The sequence below is a fragment of the Lentilactobacillus curieae genome, from assembly GCF_000785105.2.
Lineage (GTDB): Bacteria > Bacillota > Bacilli > Lactobacillales > Lactobacillaceae > Lentilactobacillus > Lentilactobacillus curieae.
Window position 1 is genome coordinate 1359772 of the sequence record NZ_CP018906.1, and the last position, 18335, is coordinate 1378106.

The window sequence follows — 18335 nt, forward strand, 5'->3', positions numbered from 1 at the left end:
CTACCAACTAAAGCACCGAGAGATGATCTCGATGCTTTTTTTGTACATAAAATTTTGTTCAGAAAAAATGTTAAGAGCTGTGGTAGTTATAATAAACGCGATGGATAAAAATGGAATAAATGGTAGCTTATAACGATAGTTTTTCAAACAACACAAAAACAGCAACGCCAGGATACACGCGATGAAGATAATTATTAGAGTGGTTAAATTACCGACAATGAGGAAAAATGCGAGAACTATTTCAATATCAGCATTACCGATAAAACGTTCTCTGTAGTTAATCCGAGTAATAATGAGTGATAAGGTCCAGATAAATCCGATGAAAACAAAAGGGTTTGGGCTGATGAAACTTGCCGTAATCATAAATCCCAATGTCTCCCATTGATACAACTGTTGATCTGATAGGTCTTCTAAAGTTAGCAAGGTCAGCCAGGTGAAAATTATTGCTGCACTGATAGGAGAGACTGCGTGTGTTGCTAAAATAAATAGGGTGCCTAATGAAATCTCAGCTATGAATCCAATCTTAGGAATTTTAGCCGAGCAATTACTACACTTTCCACGTAGGGTTATGTAACTTAGTACTGGAATAAGTTCCCAAGTGTGTAATACTGTTTGACAGTTGTCACAATGAGACTGAGGGAATATAATTGATTCGTTCCTCTTGAGTCTGGTTACGACCACACATAGAAACGACGCGAGGGAGCTTCCGAGAATAAAAGCAAACAGTGACATAATCATAATAATTGATACCTCCTATCAGTTAAGTACGATAAAAAGATATGATTATTCGATATTGACACAAACTGTTCTCCATGATAAATTAGACAAGGTGCTTTTTGTAACAGGTTTCTGAATCGATCAGACATGCTGACTGTTCTGACAAAAAGTGTTGGGCGGTACACATTCTTTTTTACCAAAAAAAGAACCGCCTGGATGTGTGGACTTATATTATATTGATATTTGCGAAAGGAGTACTTTTTAGATGCCTACAATTAACCAATTGGTTCGTAAAGGACGTAAATCTAGAAGTTCTAAATCAAATGCACCAGCTTTAAACTATGCTTACAACTCATACAAGAAGAAGCAAGTTAACGTACCTGCTCCTCAAAAACGTGGGGTTGCTACTCGTGTCGGTACTATGACACCAAAGAAGCCTAACTCTGCTTTGCGGAAGTATGCTCGTGTTCGTTTGTCAAACTTGATCGAAGTTACTGCTTACATTCCAGGTATTGGACACAACTTACAAGAACATAGTGTTGTTCTTATTCGTGGTGGCCGTGTAAAGGATTTACCTGGTGTTCGTTATCACGTTATTCGTGGTGCCCTTGATACTGCCGGTGTTCAAGATCGTCGTCAAAGTCGTTCTAAATACGGTACAAAGAAGCCTAAAGAATAATATCTATTCGATTAATTCAATTTAGTTCTATCTATTAATAGGAGGATAACGAAATGCCTAGAAAAGGAAATGTTCAAAAGAGAGAAGTACTACCAGATCCAATGTACAACTCTAAATTGGTTACTCGCTTGATTAACCGTATGATGCTTGACGGTAAGCGAGGAACTTCAGCAAAAATTTTATATGCTGCATTCGATTTAATTAAAGAAGAAACTGGTAATGAACCAGTTGAAGTGTTTGAAGAAGCTATGAAGAACGTAATGCCTGTACTTGAAGTTAAGGCTCGTCGTGTTGGTGGATCAAACTACCAAGTTCCAATCGAAGTTCGCCCAGATCGTCGTACTACTTTGGGTCTTCGTTGGATTGTTAGCTACGCACGTTTACGTGGTGAACATACTATGACTGAACGTCTTGCACGTGAAATCATGGATGCTGCTAACAATACTGGTGCAGCTGTTAAGAAGCGTGAAGACACTCACAAGATGGCTGAAGCCAACCGTGCCTTCGCTCATTACCGTTGGTAATCACATACAATTATTACAATTTTGGATAACGGTCAAACGACCGTTTTTCCTGTAAAATCAGCACGTTTTTTGAAAGGAGTCACACAATGGCTAACAAACGAGAATTTCCGCTAGAAAAAACTCGTAACATCGGTATCATGGCGCATATCGATGCTGGTAAAACAACTACTACTGAACGTATCTTGTACTATACCGGTAAGATTCACAAAATTGGTGAAACCCATGATGGTGCTTCACAAATGGACTGGATGGACCAAGAACAAGAACGTGGTATTACTATCACTTCAGCTGCTACAACAGCTGCTTGGAAAAACCACCGTATTAACATTATTGATACCCCAGGACACGTGGACTTCACTATTGAAGTTGAACGTTCACTCCGTGTTCTTGATGGTGCCGTAGCTGTTCTTGATGCACAAGCCGGTGTTGAACCTCAAACAGAAACTGTTTGGCGTCAAGCATCTGACTATGATGTTCCAAGAATCGTATTTGCAAACAAGATGGATAAGTTGGGTGCAGACTTCGACTTCTCTGTTCAATCACTACGTGACCGTTTGCAAGCTAATGCATTGGCTATTCAAATGCCAATTGGTGCCGAAGACGACTTCGAAGGTGTTATTGACCTTGTTGAAATGAAGGCTGATATCTACGACGAAGACGAATTGGGTTCAGAATGGGATACTGTTGATATTCCTGATGAATATAAAGAAGAAGCTGAAAAGCGTCGTGGACAAATGCTTGAACAATTAGCTGATATTGATGATGACATCATGGAAAAATACCTTGATGGACAAGAAATCTCAGTTGATGAAATCAAAGCTGCAATCCGTAAAGGTACTTTGAGCTTGGAACTATTCCCAGTACTTGCTGGTTCAGCTTTCAAGAACAAAGGTGTTCAAATGATGCTTGACGCTGTTGTTGATTACTTACCATCACCACTTGATGTTAAGCCATACAGTGCCACTGATCCTTCAACTGACGAACAAGTTGATTTAGTTGCTGGTGACGACAAGCCATTTGCTGCTTTAGCATTTAAGGTTGCTACCGACCCATTTGTTGGTCGTTTGACATTTATTCGTGTATATCAAGGTACTCTTGAATCAGGTTCATATGTTCTTAACGCTACTAAGGATAAACGTGAACGTGTTGGTCGTTTGCTACAAATGCATTCTAACCAACGTCAAGAAATTCCAGAAGTATTCTCAGGTGATATCGCTGCTGCTATCGGTTTGAAGAACACCACTACTGGTGATTCTTTGACTGATCCAGATCATCCACTTCACTTGGAATCAATGGAATTCCCTGACCCAGTTATCCAGGTTGCTGTTGAACCTAAGTCAAAAGCTGATCAAGATAAGATGGATGTTGCTCTTCAAAAGCTTGCTGAAGAAGATCCTTCATTCCATGCTGAAACTAACCCAGAAACTGGTGAAACTATTATCGCCGGAATGGGTGAGTTGCATTTGGACATTATCGTTGATCGTATGAGACGTGAATTTAACGTTGAAGCCACTATTGGTGCTCCACAAGTTTCATACCGTGAAGCCTTCACTAAGTCCGTTCAAGCTCAAGGTAAGTTTGTTCGTCAATCTGGTGGTAAAGGTCAATATGGTGATGTTTGGATTGAATTCACACCTAACGAAGAAGGTAAAGGATTCGAATTCGAAGATGCTATCGTTGGTGGTGTTGTTCCTCGTGAATACATCCCTTCAGTAGAACAAGGTTTGAAGGAAGCATTGAATAACGGTGTTCTTGCCGGTTATCCATTGGTTGACTTGAAAGCCAAGCTTTACGATGGTAGTTATCATGATGTCGATTCTAGTGAAGCCGCATTTAAGGTTGCCGCTTCAATCGCATTGAGAGAAGCTGCTAAGAAGGCTGCTCCAGTTATTCTTGAACCAATCATGAAGGTTGAAGTTCGTGTGCCAGAAGAGTACATGGGTGATATCATGGGTCAAATCACTGCCCGTCGTGGTCGTGTTGAAGGTATGGAAGCAGTTGCTGGCTCTGAAGAAATTCACGCCTTCGTTCCACTTTCAGAAATGTTCGGTTACGCAACTACTTTACGTTCTGCATCACAAGGTCGTGGTACTTTCACTATGACATTTGATCACTACGAAGCAGTTCCAAAGAGCATTCAAGAAGATATTATCAAGAAGAATGGCGGAAACGCTTCTTCAGAAGACTAATATTTTTAAAAGACGAGCTATGCTCGTCTTTTTTGTTTGGTAAAGAATGACAGAAATATTACAAATGCAAATTTATCTAGGATAAGCCTTGTCATGTGACGGGTTTTCTTGTACACTATTCAGGTAATTGTTTTTACGGGTAAGTATGCTCAAAAAATGATACAAGATAGCTTTGATGTGAAAGGTTGCGACACACCCGGATGCTTTGCCATGGGTTTGGCGGTAATTTTCACGGAGTTAGTCATATTTTTAAAATAGACGAAGGAGGGAACACAATGGCAAAACAAAAGATTCGTATTCGCTTAAAGGCATATGAGCATCGTATTTTAGATCAATCAGCAGAAAAAATCGTTGCTACGGCAGAAAGAACTGGAGCTACTATTTCAGGTCCAATTCCACTACCTACTGAACGCACAATTTATACTGTTTTGAGTTCACCACATAAGTTTAAGGATGCTCGTGAACAGTTTGAAATTTTGACACATAAGCGTTTAATCGATATTACTAATCCAACACCAAAGACAGTTGACTCATTAATGAAGCTCGACTTGCCAAGCGGTGTGGACATTGAAATTAAGCTATAAAAAATACAATTAAATTGGAGGTGTACTCATGACCACAAAAGGAATCTTAGGAAAGAAAGTTGGAATGACCCAAGTATTCACAGATAATGGTGAATTAGTTCCCGTTACAGTTGTTGAAGTAAGTCCAAACGTTGTTATGCAAGTTAAAACTGCAGAAACTGACGGTTACGACGCAATTCAATTGGGTTATGCAGACAAACGCGCTGTGCTTGCAAACAAGCCAGAAGAAGGTCATGCAAAGAAAGCAAAAACTACTCCTAAGCGCTTCATTAAAGAAATCAAAGATGTTGAGCTAGGAGATTACGAATTATCAGGTGAAGTTAAGGCTGACATCTTTGAACCAGGAGACATCGTTGATGTAACTGGTATTACTAAGGGTCATGGATACCAAGGTAACATTCATAAAGATGGTCAACGTCGTGGACCAGAAACTCATGGTTCTCGTTATCACCGTCGTCCAGGTTCATTGGGACCAATCATTAACCGTGTTGCAGCAGGTATGAAACTACCAGGTAGAATGGGTAACAAGACAGTTACAATTCAAAACCTTGAAATCGTTCGTACTGATGTTGAAAACAATGTGATTTTGGTTAAGGGTAACGTTCCTGGAGCTAACAAATCATACATTACAATCAAAACCGCAGCTCGCGGTACAAAATAATAGAAGGGAGGCAACCATAAATGACTGATGTAGCATTATATAAACAAGATGGAAGTAAAAGCGGTAACGTATCATTAAACGACTCAATCTTTGGTATTGAACCAAACGAAAACGTTGTTTTTGACACAATCTTAATGCAACGTGCTTCAATGCGCCAAGGAACACACGCTGTTAAGAACCGTTCAGCTGTTCGCGGTGGTGGTAAGAAACCATGGCGTCAAAAGGGTACTGGTAGAGCTCGTCAAGGATCAATTCGTTCACCACAATGGCGTGGCGGTGGAATTGTCTTCGGACCTGCTCCACGTTCATACGCATACCATTTACCACGTAAAGTTACTCGTTTAGCATTGAAGTCTGTTCTATCTACTAAGGTAGCAGATGACAAGTTCTTAGTTGTTGATGCACTTGCATATGACGCACCAAAGACTAAAGACTTCTCAGCAATGTTAGACAAGTTGGAAGTTTCAACTAAGACATTGGTAGTTTTGGAAGACGACAACGAAAAAGCAATGTTATCTGCACGTAACCTTGAAAACGTTAAGGTTGTCCTTGCAAAAGGAATTAACGTACTCGATGTTGCCAACAGTGACAAAGTCGTTATTACAAAAGCTGCCCTTTCTCAAGTAGAGGAGGTGCTCGCATAATGGAATCACGCGATATCATTTTACGCCCAGTTATTACTGAAGAATCAACCAGCAAGATGGACGATAAGAGCTACACTTTCGACGTAGATCTACGAGCAACTAAAACCCAAGTGAAAAAAGCTATCGAAGACATTTTTGATGTTAAAGTAACACGAGTAAACATCATGAACGTTAAGGGTAAGCAAAAACGCCAAGGTAGATATGTTGGCTTTACTAAGAAACGTCGTAAGGCAATCGTTACATTGTCTGAAGATTCAAAAGAAATTCAATTATTCGGCGAAGAATAAAAATAATCAACTAGGAGGGAAACATCTTGGCTATTAAGACATACAAGCCAACCAGCAATGGTAGACGTAACATGACTAGCCTTGACTACAGTGATATCACTAAGTCAAAGCCTGAAAAGTCATTGCTTGAACCAAAGAGCAAGACTGCTGGCCGTAACAACTACGGTCATATGACTGTTCGTCACCGTGGTGGTGGTAACAAGAATCAATACCGTGTTATTGATTTCAAACGTAACAAAGATGACATTACAGCTACTGTTAAAGCCATCGAATATGATCCTAACAGAACTGCAAACATTGCTCTTGTTGTATATGAAGATGGTGTTAAGTCATACATCCTCGCACCTAAGGGCTTAAAAGTTGGGGATAAAATTGAATCTGGTGCAAATGCAGATATTAAGACTGGTAACACTTTGCCATTGGTAAACATTCCAGTTGGTTCAGTTATCCACAATATCGAATTGAAGCCAGGTAAGGGTGGACAACTTGTTCGTTCTGCTGGTACTTCAGCTCAATTACTTGGCCGTGACGGTAAGTACGCACTTGTTAGATTATCATCTGGTGAAGTTCGTATGATTCTTTCTGTTAACCGCGCTACTATCGGTGCCGTAGGTAACGAAGAACATGAACTTGTTAATGTTGGTAAAGCTGGTCGTACTCGTTACAAGGGTCAACGTCCACACGTTCGTGGATCTGTAATGAACCCTAACGATCACCCACATGGTGGTGGTGAAGGTAAAGCTCCAGTTGGTCTTCCATCACCATTATCACCATGGGGTAAGAAGACAGTTGGTAAGAAGACTCGTTCTAAGAAGGCACGTTCAGATAAGTTTATCGTTCGTCGTCGTAAAGGATCGAAGATGTAATAAATCGCATTAAAAAGCACATGTTAACAGAGGAGGTCACATAATGAGTCGTAGCTTAAAAAAGGGACCATTCGCTGACGAGTACCTACTTAAGAAAGTAGATGCCCAAAAGGACCAAGACAAGAAGTCAGTAATCAAGACTTGGTCACGTCGTTCAACGATTTTCCCAAGTTTTATTGGATATACATTCGCAGTTTATGATGGACGTAAACACGTCCCAGTGTATGTTCAAGAAGACATGGTTGGACATAAACTCGGTGAGTTCGTTCCAACTCGTACTTTCCATGGACACGGTAGCAATGCCGATAAGAAAACAAAGTAAGCAAGGAGGATAACTAATGGCTGAACAAGTTACATCAGCAACAGCAACTGCTAAAACTGTTCGTATCGCCGCTCGTAAGGTCCGCCTTGTAGTTGATCTTATCAGAGGCAAGAACGTTGCAGAAGCAGCAGCTATCTTGGACTTCACACCTCGTGGAGCTTCACCGGTAGTATCAAAAGTACTAAAATCTGCAGTTGCTAACGCAGAAAACAACTTTGACTTAGACAGTGAGAACTTGTACGTAAGCGAAGCATTTGTCAACGAAGGACCAACGCTCAAGCGTTTCCGTCCACGTGCAAAGGGCTCAGCTTCACCAATCAACAAGCGCACAAGTCATATTACAATCGTAGTTTCAGAAAAAGAGGAGGGATAACGCGTGGGACAAAAAATTAATCCTAATGGATTCCGAGTAGGTGTGATTCGCGACTGGGAAGCTAAATGGTACGCTGATAAAGAATATGCAGCATACTTGCGTGAAGACCTACAAATCCGTAAATATATTGAAAAGCGTCTTGCAAGTGCTTCAGTTTCAACTGTTGAAATTGAACGTGCTGCAAACCGGGTTAACGTTTCAATTCATACTGCTAAACCAGGAATGGTTATTGGTAAGGGTGGATCTGAAGTAGAAAACCTTCGTAAAGAACTTAATAACCTTACTGGTAAGAGAGTTCACATCAACATCATCGAAATCAAGAAACCTGATTTAGATGCTAAATTAGTTGGCGAAAACATTGCTCGTCAATTGGAAGGCCGTGTTGCTTTCCGTCGCGCAATGCGTCAAGCAATGCAACGTTCAATGCGTTCAGGCGCAAAGGGTATCAAGACACAATCATCAGGTCGTTTAAACGGTGCGGATATGGCACGTGTTGAAACATATTCTGATGGTACTGTTCCTTTGCATACTCTTAGAGCTGATATTGACTATGCATGGGTAGAAGCTCACACAACTTACGGTGCAATTGGTGTTAAGACATGGATTTACCGTGGTGAAATTCTTCCAGAAAAAAAGAACAGCGAGAATGAGGACAAAGGAGGGAAATAAACATGTTAGTACCAAAACGTGTTAAGCATCGTCGTGAACACCGTGGCAAGCTCCGTGGAGCAGCTAAGGGTGGTAAGCAAGTAAGCTTCGGCGAATATGGTTTGCAATCTTTGGATTCAAAATGGATCACAAACAGACAAATCGAAGCCTCTCGTATAGCAATGACCCGTTATATGAAGCGTGGTGGAAAAGTTTGGATTAAGATTTTCCCTCACAAGTCATATACCGAAAAAGGTGTCGGAGTTCGTATGGGTAATGGTAAAGGTACGCCAGCTGGATGGGTAGCCCCTGTTAAGCGTGGTAAGGTACTTTTCGAAGTCGGTGGTGTTTCAGAGGAAGTTGCCAACGAAGCATTAAGACTTGCATCAATGAAACTTCCCGTTAGAACTAAGATTATTAAACGTGAGGAAGTAGGTGGCGAATCAAATGAAGGCTAATGAAATTAATGAATTAACCACTGCTCAAATGATTGACAAAGAAAAAGATTATAAAGACGAATTGTTCAATCTTCGTTTCCAATTGGCCACTGGCCAACTTGAAAACACTGCTCGTCTGAAGCAAGTTCGTAAGAACATTGCTCGTATCAAGACAGCACTTCGTCAACAAGAACTAAACAAGTAGAATACGATAAGGAGGTAACTAATTAATGGCTGAAGAACGCAACCAGCGTAAAGTATACCAAGGACGTGTAGTTTCTGCTAAGAGTGACAAAACTATCACTGTTGTTGTTGAAACATACAAGACACATCCTGTATATGGCAAGCGTGTTAAGTATTCTAAAAAATATACTGCTCATGATGAAAACAATGAAGCAAAGGTTAACGATATTGTCCGGATCATGGAAACTCGTCCAATGTCAAAGACAAAGCGTTTCCGTCTTCTAAACATCGTTGAAAAAGCGGTTATTATTTAATTTAATTTTTATCATTTTTTATCGTATTCTGATCTTAAAAAATGAAGGGAGGATATACCTTTGATTCAACAAGAAAGCCGTTTAAAAGTTGCTGACAACTCAGGCGCAAGAGAAATTTTAACTATTAAGGTCTTAGGTGGCTCAACTAGAAGATATGCCGGAATCGGTGACACCATCGTTGCTACGGTTAAACAAGCAACACCAGGTGGCGTTGTCAAAAAGGGTGACGTTGTTAAAGCTGTTGTTGTCCGTACTAAGTCAGTTACTCGTCGTAATGATGGTTCATACATTCGTTTTGACGAAAATGCTGCTGTATTGATTCGTGACGATAAAAGCCCTCAAGGTACTCGTATCTTTGGCCCGGTTGCTCGTGAATTGCGTGATCACAACTTCATGAAGATCGTTTCATTGGCCCCAGAAGTACTTTAATTTCAACCAAGGATATAAGGAGGTGCCGTTATGTTCATTAAAACTGGTGACAAAGTTCGCGTTATTAGTGGTAAGGACAAGGGTAAAGAAGGAACAGTTAAGAAGACTATTGCTTCAAAAGACCGTGTTATCGTCGAAGGCGTAAACATGATCAAGAAACATTCAAAGGCTTCATCAACTAACCCACAAGGTGGAATTGTTGATACTGAAGCACCTATCCATGTTTCTAACGTAATGCTAATTGACCCTTCAACAAATGAACCAACTCGTGTTGGTTTCAAAGTTGAAGATGGAAAAAAAGTTCGTTTTTCTAAAAAGACACAAAAAGCAATCAATTAATTATTAATTGAAAGGAGGATACCTTTTAAATGTCAAGTCGTTTACGAGAAAAATTTGATAACGAAATCAAATCACACATGATGGAAAAGTTCAACTATTCTTCAACTATGCAAGCACCTAAGATTGAGAAGATTGTTTTGAACATGGGTGTTGGTGACGCTGTTACTAACGCTAAGAACTTGGATGAAGCAGTTGCAGAACTTGCTTTGATCTCAGGTCAAAAACCTTTAGTTACAAAGGCTAAGAAATCAATTGCCGGTTTCAGACTTCGTGAAGGAATGTCAATCGGTGCCAAAGTTACCCTTCGTGGTGACAGAATGTATGATTTCTTGGATAAGTTGATCAATGTTTCATTACCACGTGTTCGTGACTTCCATGGTGTTAGTAGCCGTGCCTTTGATGGCCGTGGTAACTACACTTTGGGTGTTAGAGAACAATTGATTTTCCCAGAAATTGACTACGATAATGTTAACCGTGTTAGAGGTTTGGACATTGTTGTTGTAACTACTGCTAATACTGATGAAGAATCACGTGAATTGTTGACTCAATTCGGTATGCCATTCGCCAAATAATGAGGAGGTTTCACATTGGCTAAAAAATCATTAATTGTAAAAAGTGAACGCCCTGCTAAATTCTCAACTCAGAATTACACTCGTTGCGAACGTTGCGGACGACCTCATTCAGTTTACAAAAAATTCCATTTATGCCGTTTATGCGTACGTGAACTTGCCCACAAGGGACAAATTCCTGGCATGAAAAAAGCAAGTTGGTAATATTCTAAAAAGGAGGTTGTACGTTAATGTCTATGACTGACCCAATTGCAGACTTTTTAACTCGCATTCGTAATGCAAACATGGTTTACCATGAAACAGTTGAAGTACCTGCATCAAAGATTAAACGTGATATCGCTGAAATCCTCAAACGTGAAGGTTTTGTACGCGATGTTGAATATATTGAAGATGATAAGCAAGGCGTAATCCGCGTATTCTTGAAATACGGTAAGGACAAGCAACGCGTTATCACCGGTTTAAAGAGAATTTCAAAGCCAGGTTTACGTTCATACGTTAAAGCTGACGCTGTTCCTAAGGTTCTTAACGGACTTGGAATTGCAATTATTTCTACTTCAAACGGAGTTGTTACTGACAAAGAAGCTCGCGCTCAAAAAGTCGGTGGCGAAGTATTAGCTTACGTTTGGTAATAAATATCATTAAATAGGAGGTGTAATTTCAATGAGTCGTATTGGTTATAAAACTGTTACTATCCCTGAAGGTGTGGAAATTAAGTCTGAAGGAAACGTTGTAACTGTTAAGGGTTCTAAAGGATCTTTGACCCGTGAACTTTCATCAGATATTAAGATGAATGTTAACGGTAACGAGGTTACTTTTGAACCAATCGGAGCATACAACAACCGTGTTCGTGCTCTTCACGGAACTACTCGTGCCAACTTCAACAACATGGTTGAAGGTGTTACTGATGGTTTCAAGAAAACACTTAAACTTGTCGGTGTTGGATACCGTGCACAATTGAAGGGAAAAACATTAACTCTTAATGTTGGTTACTCAAACCCAGTCGACATGACTGTTCCTGAAGATTTGACTGTTGAAGTTCCAGATAACACTACTATCAACATTAGTGGTATCAACAAGCAACACGTTGGTGACTTTGCTGCCGAGGTTCGTGCAGTTCGTTCACCAGAACCATACAAGGGTAAGGGTATTCGTTACGAAAACGAACACATTATTCGTAAAGAAGGAAAGACTGGTAAGTAGTTCTTACTAGTAAATTAAATTGAGGTGACTATTTTGATTTCTAAACCAGATAAAAACAAGAACCGGAAACGTCGTCACAGTCGTGTCCGTAGTAAAATTTCTGGTACTGCCGAGCGCCCACGCTTAAATGTTTTCCGTTCAAACAAAAACATCTACGCTCAAGTAATTGATGACGTAGAGGGTGTAACGCTTGTTAGTGCCTCAACACTTGATACTGCAGTCAGTGGCGAAAGCAAGACTGAACAAGCAGCTAGTGTTGGTAAATTAGTAGCAGAACGCGCTAATGAAAAGAACATTAAGAATGTTGTTTTTGATCGTGGAGGATACATTTACCATGGTCGTGTTCAAGCTCTTGCAGATGCTGCTCGTGAAAATGGACTAGAATTTTAATAAAAGGAGGAATAACCGCACATGAAGAAGTTTATTGATCCAGATAAGTTAGAGCTTGAAGACACTGTCGTTTCAATCAACCGAATTACTAAGGTTGTTAAAGGTGGACGTCGTCTTCGTTTCGCCGCTTTGGTTGTCGTTGGTGACAAACAAGGACATGTTGGATTTGGTACTGGTAAAGCTCAAGAAGTTCCAGAAGCTATTCGTAAAGCAGTCGAAGCAGCTCGCAAGAACTTGATTGAGGTTCCGATTGTTGGTACAACAATTCCTCATGAAATCGTTGGAACATTCGGTGGTGGCCGTATTTTACTTAAGCCTGCCGCTGAAGGTTCTGGAGTTGCCGCTGGTGGTGCCGTACGTAACGTTATGGAACTTGCCGGTGTTGACGATGTTACAAGTAAGCGTTTGGGATCAAACACTCCAGTCAATGTTATTAGAGCTACTTTTGAAGGCTTGAAAGCTTTGAGAAATGCTGAAGCAGTTTCAGCATTACGTGGTGTTTCAGCCCAACATTTAGCTGAATAAGGAGGTTATTGTAATGGCTCAATTGAAAATTACATTAATTCGTAGTGCAGCACATCGCCTCCCAAAGCAACGTAAAATTGTGAAGGCTCTTGGCTTAAACCGGGTGAATAGCTCAGTTGTCAAGCCTGACAATGAAGCAACTCGGGGAGCTCTTTTCCAAATTGCACATTTAATTGATGTAGAACAAGTTAAAGACTAATTAATATTTTGTAAGGAGGTGCCAAATTCATGAATTTGAACGAATTGAAGGCCGCTGAAGGTTCTCGTTCATTACGTACTCGTAAGGGACGTGGCCGTTCTGCCGGTAAGGGTAAAACTGCTGGTCGTGGTCAAAAAGGACAAAAGGCTCGTAGTAAGACTCGTGTCGGATTTGAAGGTGGCCAAATGCCACTTTACCGTCGTATTCCAAAACGTGGTTTCAACAACATCAACCGGAAAGACTATGCTGTAGTTAACGTTGCTAAGCTTGATGCTTTCGACAACGGTACAGAAGTAACTCCAGAATTGCTTGTTGAATCAGGTATCGTCAAGAACGTTAAATCAGGCATCAAAATTCTTGGTGAAGGTGAGCTATCAAAGAAGTTAACTGTTAAAGCTAACAAATTCTCAAAGACAGCTCAATCTACTATTGAAAATGCAGGCGGTAAAATCGAGGTGATCTAATGCTCTCAACATTAAAGAGTGCATTTCAAGTTAAGGAAATAAGAAACAAGATCCTGTTTACATTAGGTGTGCTGATTATCTTCCGCTTAGGTGCCTACATTACGGTCCCTGGAATTAATGCGAAAGCACTTCAATCTGTTGCATCATCTGGGTTGGTTAGTATTTTGAACACCTTTAGTGGTGGAGGATTAACTAATTATTCCATATTTGCGATGGGAGTATCACCATACATCACTGCTCAAATCATCGTTCAGTTGTTACAAATGGATATTGTGCCCAGATTCGTCGAATGGGGTAAACAAGGTGAAGTTGGTAGAAGAAAGCTTAACCAATGGACAAGGTATCTTACCGTTATCCTTGGTTTCTTTCAATCTATCGGAATCACAGCTGGTTTTAACCAACTAAGTAGTTTGAATTTAGTCGCTCATCCCAATGCCCAAACATTTATCATGATTGGTGTTATTTTAACTGGTGGTACAATGCTTACCACTTGGATGGGTGATATGATCACCGAAAGAGGTATTGGTAACGGGATTTCAATGATTATCTTTGCAGGTATCATTGCCCGTCTACCAGTTGGTCTACAAAAGCTACATCAACAATATTTTGTTGGTGTTAGCGGAAGTGACCTATGGTGGGCAATCCTCTTCGGAGTCGTTCTTCTTGTGGCTGTACTTCTGATTGTTACATTCGTAACCTGGGTACAACAAGCTGAAAGACGGGTTCCAATTCAATATACTCGTCGAGTTGCTGGGGCATCAGATAGCAGTTACCTTCCATTGAAGGTTAACGTTGCGGGAGTTATCCCAGTTATCTTCGCAAGTTCATTTATTGCAACTCCACAAACAATTTTGATGGCATTTACTGCTAATCATTCACAAGACACTTGGTATCTAATACTTTCTGATATCTTTAACATGCAAACACCAACTGGTGCAACTTTGTATACTGTTTTGATTGTTATGTTTACTTTCTTCTATGCTTTTGTTCAAGTTAACCCAGAGAAACTTTCTGAGAACTTACAAAAACAAGGAAGTTACATTCCAGGCGTTTGGCCAGGACATGAAACACAAGCATATGTATCAAGTTTGCTGATGAGATTAAGTACTGTTGGATCGGTATTCTTGGGTATTGTTGCTTTAATTCCATTAATTGCTCAAAACGTTTGGAACTTAGATGAATCAATCGGTTTAGGTGGAACTAGTTTATTGATCGTTGTTGGTGTTGCTATTGAAACTATTCGTCAAATCAGAGGTTTGATGATGAAGAGACAATATGTCGGATTCATTAAGAAAGACACAAACCCAACTACAGATTAATTAAGCAAACCTAGTCGAGGAGGAAATCTAATGTCATTAAATTTAATTTTAATGGGCCTGCCTGGAGCAGGAAAAGGTACACAAGCTCAGTTTATCGTTGATAAGTATCCAATCCCTCATATTTCTACTGGAGATATGTTTAGAGAAGCTATCTCAAATGAAACTCCAATGGGACTGAAGGCTAAGGAATATACTGACAAAGGGAATTTGGTTCCCGATGAAGTAACTAATGGAATCGTTAAAGACCGTCTTTCAAAGGATGATACTAAGACTGGTTTCCTTCTAGATGGTTATCCAAGAACTTTAGAACAGGCTGACGCTTTGTCCGGCATGTCTGAAGAACTTAATAAACCACTAGATGCAGTTATTAACATCGATGTTGATCCTAAGATACTTACTGATCGGTTGACTGGTCGGTTTATCTGTAAGAATTGTGGTGCAACATATCACAAGATTTACCACATGCCTAAAGTGGAAAACACTTGTGATGTATGTGGCCACCACGAGTTTTATCAACGTGAGGATGACAAACCGGAGGCAGTTAAGAATCGCCTCGATGTAAACATTAAAATGAATACACCATTAATTTCTTACTACAAAGAAAGAGATTTACTATTTAATGTTGATGGTAACAAAGATATCAATGAAGTTTGGAAAGACTTAGACAAAATTCTTGGTTCTTTATAATTCTCGTTCTGTAAGAAAATGTGTTAGATTGAAGAATTCGGATTAATGTGGTAGACTATCGTTTGGCTATTATATCGTATTTGAACTGTCAATCTGACTTAATGGTTGGAGGTGTTTTTAATTGGCAAAAGATAATGTCATTGAAATTGAAGGAAAAGTCATCGAAACATTGCCAAATGCCATGTTCCGAGTAGAACTCGAAAACGGACATGAAATTTTAGCACACGTTTCTGGAAAGATCAGAATGCATTACATTCGAATCCTTCCAGGTGATAAAGTTACTGTTGAAATGTCGCCTTACGATTTGAGTAAGGGTAGAATTACTTATAGATTTAAGTAATACACTTCATTTCTTTTGAGGAGGGTTAATAATGAAGGTAAGACCATCTGTAAAACCAATGTGTGAACATTGTAAAGTTATTAAGCGTAAGGGTCGAGTAATGATTATTTGCTCTGCAAACCCTAAGCATAAGCAACGTCAAGGTAAGTAATAAATAGGAGGTGCTGTTAAATGGCTCGTATTGCCGGAATTGATTTGCCACGTGACAAGCGTATTGTCATTGGTCTAACATACATTTTTGGTATCGGCGACACAACTGCACAACAAATCTTAACTAAGGCCGGAGTTTCAGAAGACGTACGTGTACGTGATCTAACTCCAGACCAAGAAGATAAGATTCGTGCCGTTGTTGGCGATTTGAAAATTGAAGGTGACTTACGTCGTGAAGTAAGCATGAACATCAAGCGTCTTCAAGAAATCGGCTCATACCGTGGTATGCGTCACCGTCGTGGTTTGCCCGTTCGTGGACAACACACAAAGAACAATGCCCGTACTCGTAAGGGTAAGAAAACTGCTATTGCAGGTAAGAAAAAATAATTAACAAGGGAGGTCGTATGCTTTTATGGTAAACAAGAAGACAAGTCGTAAGCGTCGTGTTAAAAAGAATATTGAGACTGGTGTAGCTCACATTCACTCAACATTCAACAACACTTTAGTGATGATTACAGACTCACAAGGAAATGCTATTTCATGGTCATCTGCTGGTGCATTAGGTTTCCGTGGTAGTCGTAAATCAACACCTTTCGCTGCGCAAATGGCTGCAGAAGCTGCTGCTAAAGCATCTATGGAACATGGCATGAAGTCTGTTGAAGTTGCTGTTAAGGGACCAGGTTCTGGTCGTGAAGCTGCAATTCGTGCACTTCAAGCAACTGGTTTGGAAGTTACAGCTATTAGAGATGTTACTCCAGTGCCTCACAACGGATCTCGTCCTCCAAAGCGTCGTCGAGTTTAGTATTTTGCGCACTCAATTCATAAAGTGGAATATGTACCCGCATATTTACAAATTGTACGAACAAGACTCACGCGTTTTGAAAGGGGTTAATGATAAGAATGATTGAATTTGAAAAGCCTAACATTCACAAGATAGAAGAAACTGACAACTATGGTGAAGTTGTTGTTGAACCTTTAGAAAGAGGATACGGAACCACTCTAGGTAATTCACTTAGAAGAACTCTGCTTTCATCTTTACCAGGTGCAGCAATTACTAGTATCCAAATTGATGATGTCCTTCATGAGTTTTCAACGATTAAGGGTGTTGTCGAAGATGTCACTCAGATCATCTTAAATGTTAAGAAAATTTCATTAAAATTAGATGGACCTGAAGACGAAGAAGAGAATTTAGAGATTGATGTAATTGGACCTGCTGACGTTACAGCTGGTGATATTGTTGGGGATAGTGACGTTACTGTTCTTAACCCCGATTTACACATTGCCACAGTTGCGGAAGGTACTAACTTCCATATGCGACTAACTGCTAACAAGGGTCGTGGGTATGTTTCTGCTGTTGAAAACAAGAAACGCAGTTCAGAAATGCCTATTGGTGTACTTCCCGTCGATTCTATTTATACCCCAATTGAACGTGTCAACTATCAAGTTGAGAGTACCCGGGTTGGTCAACGTGATGACTTTGATAAGCTTACTTTGGATGTTTGGACTGATGGTTCAATCACACCTAGTGAGGCAGTTAGTTTAGCTGCAAAGATTTTAACTGAACATCTTGAAATGTTTGTTGATCTTACTGATGAAGCTAAGAACACTGAAATCATGGTCGAAAAAGAAGAAACACACAAAGAAAAGATGCTCGAAATGACAATTGAAGAATTGGATCTTTCGGTTCGTTCATATAATTGTCTCAAACGTGCAGGCATCAATACTGTTCAAGAGTTAACTGAAAAAAGTGAACCTGATATGATGAAAGTTCGTAACTTGGGCCGTAAATCATTAGAAGAAGTTAAAGAAAAACTCGCTGCTTTAGGTTTATCACTTCGTAAAGAAGACTAAAAAAAGGAGGACATCTAACTTATGAGTAATCGTAAATTACAACGTACCAGTGAACATCGTCGTTCAATGCTTCGTAACTTGACTACTGAATTGATCATTCATGGCCAAATCATTACTACTGAAGCCAGAGCAAAAGAAGTTCGCTCAACTACAGACAAAATGATTTCACTTGGTAAACGCGGTGACTTACACGCTCGTCGCCAAGCTGCTGCATATATTCGTGACGTGGTTGCGGATGTTAAAGAAGACGGTGATGACATTACAGTTACTACTGCTTTGCAAAAGCTATTTGGTGATTTAGCAACTAAGTACGCTGACCGTAACGGTGGATACACTAGAATCTACAAGACTATGCCACGCCGTGGTGATGGTGCAGAAATGGTTATCCTTCAATTGATTGACTAATATCATTAGACCATAAACATATTTTCACGAGAATCACTCA

The 18335-nt window shown here is 40.0% G+C and carries 33 protein-coding genes; 32 read left to right on the forward strand and 1 reads right to left on the reverse strand.

What is annotated here, in order from left to right:
* The gene (locus PL11_RS10530; protein WP_052127833.1) at positions 1-738 is read right to left on the reverse strand and encodes a prepilin peptidase; all 738 of its coding nucleotides are present in this window, start codon (positions 736-738) and stop codon (positions 1-3) included.
* A 244-nt stretch (positions 739-982) separates the two neighbouring features.
* Here PL11_RS10530 and rpsL point away from each other — a divergent pair, with 244 nt between their 5' ends.
* From rpsL to rplQ, 32 genes are all read left to right on the forward strand, one after another.
* Entirely contained in the window at positions 983-1396 is a 414-nt protein-coding gene (gene rpsL, locus PL11_RS06480; RefSeq protein WP_035168156.1) for a 30S ribosomal protein S12, read from the forward strand.
* Positions 1397-1449: 53 nt separating this feature from the next.
* Positions 1450-1920: a 30S ribosomal protein S7 gene (rpsG, locus tag PL11_RS06485; protein WP_035168159.1), complete on the forward strand. Its 471-nt coding sequence runs from the start codon at positions 1450-1452 to the stop codon at positions 1918-1920.
* An 86-nt stretch (positions 1921-2006) separates the two neighbouring features.
* A complete protein-coding gene (fusA, locus tag PL11_RS06490; protein ID WP_035168161.1) occupies positions 2007-4109 on the forward strand; it encodes an elongation factor G in 2103 nt (700 codons plus the stop codon).
* Positions 4110-4384: 275 nt separating this feature from the next.
* Entirely contained in the window at positions 4385-4693 is a 309-nt protein-coding gene (gene rpsJ / locus PL11_RS06495) for a 30S ribosomal protein S10 (RefSeq protein ID WP_035168163.1), read from the forward strand.
* Between the two features lie 28 nt (positions 4694-4721).
* Positions 4722-5354, forward strand: coding sequence for a 50S ribosomal protein L3 (gene rplC, locus PL11_RS06500; protein ID WP_035168165.1), 633 nt, complete (start codon positions 4722-4724; stop codon positions 5352-5354).
* Between the two features lie 20 nt (positions 5355-5374).
* Complete coding sequence (gene rplD, locus PL11_RS06505; protein WP_035168167.1) at positions 5375-5998, forward strand: 50S ribosomal protein L4; 624 nt, start codon at positions 5375-5377, stop codon at positions 5996-5998.
* On the forward strand, positions 5998-6285 hold the full coding sequence (gene rplW / locus PL11_RS06510; protein WP_035168168.1) for a 50S ribosomal protein L23: 288 nt from the start codon (positions 5998-6000) through the stop codon (positions 6283-6285). The genes rplD and rplW overlap by 1 nt, the downstream gene beginning before the upstream one ends.
* A 26-nt stretch (positions 6286-6311) precedes the next feature.
* Positions 6312-7151, forward strand: a complete 840-nt coding sequence (rplB, locus tag PL11_RS06515) for a 50S ribosomal protein L2 (protein ID WP_035168169.1) — start codon at positions 6312-6314, stop codon at positions 7149-7151.
* Between the two features lie 43 nt (positions 7152-7194).
* On the forward strand, positions 7195-7473 hold the full coding sequence (gene rpsS, locus PL11_RS06520) for a 30S ribosomal protein S19 (RefSeq protein ID WP_035168170.1): 279 nt from the start codon (positions 7195-7197) through the stop codon (positions 7471-7473).
* A gap of 16 nt (positions 7474-7489) precedes the next feature.
* Complete coding sequence (gene rplV, locus PL11_RS06525) at positions 7490-7846, forward strand: 50S ribosomal protein L22 (protein ID WP_035168172.1); 357 nt, start codon at positions 7490-7492, stop codon at positions 7844-7846.
* 3 nt (positions 7847-7849) lie between these two features.
* On the forward strand, positions 7850-8515 hold the full coding sequence (rpsC, locus tag PL11_RS06530; protein WP_035168173.1) for a 30S ribosomal protein S3: 666 nt from the start codon (positions 7850-7852) through the stop codon (positions 8513-8515).
* Positions 8516-8517: 2 nt separating this feature from the next.
* Positions 8518-8952, forward strand: coding sequence for a 50S ribosomal protein L16 (gene rplP, locus PL11_RS06535; RefSeq protein WP_035168174.1), 435 nt, complete (start codon positions 8518-8520; stop codon positions 8950-8952).
* Positions 8942-9136, forward strand: coding sequence for a 50S ribosomal protein L29 (gene rpmC / locus PL11_RS06540; RefSeq protein WP_035168176.1), 195 nt, complete (start codon positions 8942-8944; stop codon positions 9134-9136). The genes rplP and rpmC overlap by 11 nt, the downstream gene beginning before the upstream one ends.
* 25 nt (positions 9137-9161) lie before the next feature.
* Complete coding sequence (gene rpsQ, locus PL11_RS06545) at positions 9162-9428, forward strand: 30S ribosomal protein S17 (protein WP_035168177.1); 267 nt, start codon at positions 9162-9164, stop codon at positions 9426-9428.
* Positions 9429-9488: 60 nt separating this feature from the next.
* Positions 9489-9857: a 50S ribosomal protein L14 gene (gene rplN, locus PL11_RS06550; protein WP_035168178.1), complete on the forward strand. Its 369-nt coding sequence runs from the start codon at positions 9489-9491 to the stop codon at positions 9855-9857.
* Between the two features lie 30 nt (positions 9858-9887).
* The gene (gene rplX, locus PL11_RS06555; RefSeq protein WP_035168179.1) at positions 9888-10196 is read left to right on the forward strand and encodes a 50S ribosomal protein L24; all 309 of its coding nucleotides are present in this window, start codon (positions 9888-9890) and stop codon (positions 10194-10196) included.
* A 29-nt stretch (positions 10197-10225) separates the two neighbouring features.
* Positions 10226-10768 carry a 50S ribosomal protein L5 gene (gene rplE / locus PL11_RS06560; protein WP_035168180.1) on the forward strand — a complete coding sequence of 181 codons (543 nt, stop codon included), beginning with the start codon at positions 10226-10228 and terminating at the stop codon, positions 10766-10768.
* Between the two features lie 15 nt (positions 10769-10783).
* The gene (locus PL11_RS06565; protein WP_078256938.1) at positions 10784-10969 is read left to right on the forward strand and encodes a type Z 30S ribosomal protein S14; all 186 of its coding nucleotides are present in this window, start codon (positions 10784-10786) and stop codon (positions 10967-10969) included.
* A 26-nt stretch (positions 10970-10995) separates the two neighbouring features.
* Positions 10996-11394: a 30S ribosomal protein S8 gene (gene rpsH, locus PL11_RS06570; RefSeq protein ID WP_035168181.1), complete on the forward strand. Its 399-nt coding sequence runs from the start codon at positions 10996-10998 to the stop codon at positions 11392-11394.
* A gap of 31 nt (positions 11395-11425) precedes the next feature.
* Positions 11426-11965, forward strand: a complete 540-nt coding sequence (rplF, locus tag PL11_RS06575; RefSeq protein ID WP_035168182.1) for a 50S ribosomal protein L6 — start codon at positions 11426-11428, stop codon at positions 11963-11965.
* A 24-nt stretch (positions 11966-11989) separates the two neighbouring features.
* Positions 11990-12355, forward strand: coding sequence for a 50S ribosomal protein L18 (gene rplR / locus PL11_RS06580; protein WP_035168183.1), 366 nt, complete (start codon positions 11990-11992; stop codon positions 12353-12355).
* Between the two features lie 21 nt (positions 12356-12376).
* Positions 12377-12880, forward strand: coding sequence for a 30S ribosomal protein S5 (gene rpsE, locus PL11_RS06585; protein ID WP_035168184.1), 504 nt, complete (start codon positions 12377-12379; stop codon positions 12878-12880).
* A 13-nt stretch (positions 12881-12893) separates the two neighbouring features.
* Positions 12894-13079 carry a 50S ribosomal protein L30 gene (rpmD, locus tag PL11_RS06590; RefSeq protein ID WP_035168186.1) on the forward strand — a complete coding sequence of 62 codons (186 nt, stop codon included), beginning with the start codon at positions 12894-12896 and terminating at the stop codon, positions 13077-13079.
* Positions 13080-13108: 29 nt separating this feature from the next.
* Positions 13109-13543, forward strand: coding sequence for a 50S ribosomal protein L15 (rplO, locus tag PL11_RS06595; protein WP_035168187.1), 435 nt, complete (start codon positions 13109-13111; stop codon positions 13541-13543).
* Entirely contained in the window at positions 13543-14862 is a 1320-nt protein-coding gene (secY, locus tag PL11_RS06600; protein WP_035168188.1) for a preprotein translocase subunit SecY, read from the forward strand. The genes rplO and secY overlap by 1 nt, the downstream gene beginning before the upstream one ends.
* Positions 14863-14892: 30 nt before the next feature.
* The gene (locus tag PL11_RS06605; RefSeq protein WP_035168189.1) at positions 14893-15549 is read left to right on the forward strand and encodes an adenylate kinase; all 657 of its coding nucleotides are present in this window, start codon (positions 14893-14895) and stop codon (positions 15547-15549) included.
* Between the two features lie 121 nt (positions 15550-15670).
* The gene (infA, locus tag PL11_RS06610; protein ID WP_035168191.1) at positions 15671-15889 is read left to right on the forward strand and encodes a translation initiation factor IF-1; all 219 of its coding nucleotides are present in this window, start codon (positions 15671-15673) and stop codon (positions 15887-15889) included.
* 31 nt (positions 15890-15920) lie between these two features.
* Positions 15921-16040: a 50S ribosomal protein L36 gene (gene rpmJ / locus PL11_RS06615; protein ID WP_008855781.1), complete on the forward strand. Its 120-nt coding sequence runs from the start codon at positions 15921-15923 to the stop codon at positions 16038-16040.
* Between the two features lie 20 nt (positions 16041-16060).
* Complete coding sequence (gene rpsM, locus PL11_RS06620) at positions 16061-16426, forward strand: 30S ribosomal protein S13 (RefSeq protein WP_035168195.1); 366 nt, start codon at positions 16061-16063, stop codon at positions 16424-16426.
* A 25-nt stretch (positions 16427-16451) separates the two neighbouring features.
* Positions 16452-16841, forward strand: coding sequence for a 30S ribosomal protein S11 (gene rpsK / locus PL11_RS06625; RefSeq protein ID WP_035168197.1), 390 nt, complete (start codon positions 16452-16454; stop codon positions 16839-16841).
* Between the two features lie 98 nt (positions 16842-16939).
* Entirely contained in the window at positions 16940-17890 is a 951-nt protein-coding gene (locus tag PL11_RS06630) for a DNA-directed RNA polymerase subunit alpha (RefSeq protein WP_035168199.1), read from the forward strand.
* A gap of 21 nt (positions 17891-17911) precedes the next feature.
* Entirely contained in the window at positions 17912-18295 is a 384-nt protein-coding gene (rplQ, locus tag PL11_RS06635) for a 50S ribosomal protein L17 (RefSeq protein WP_035168200.1), read from the forward strand.
* Positions 18296-18335: the final 40 nt, after the last annotated feature.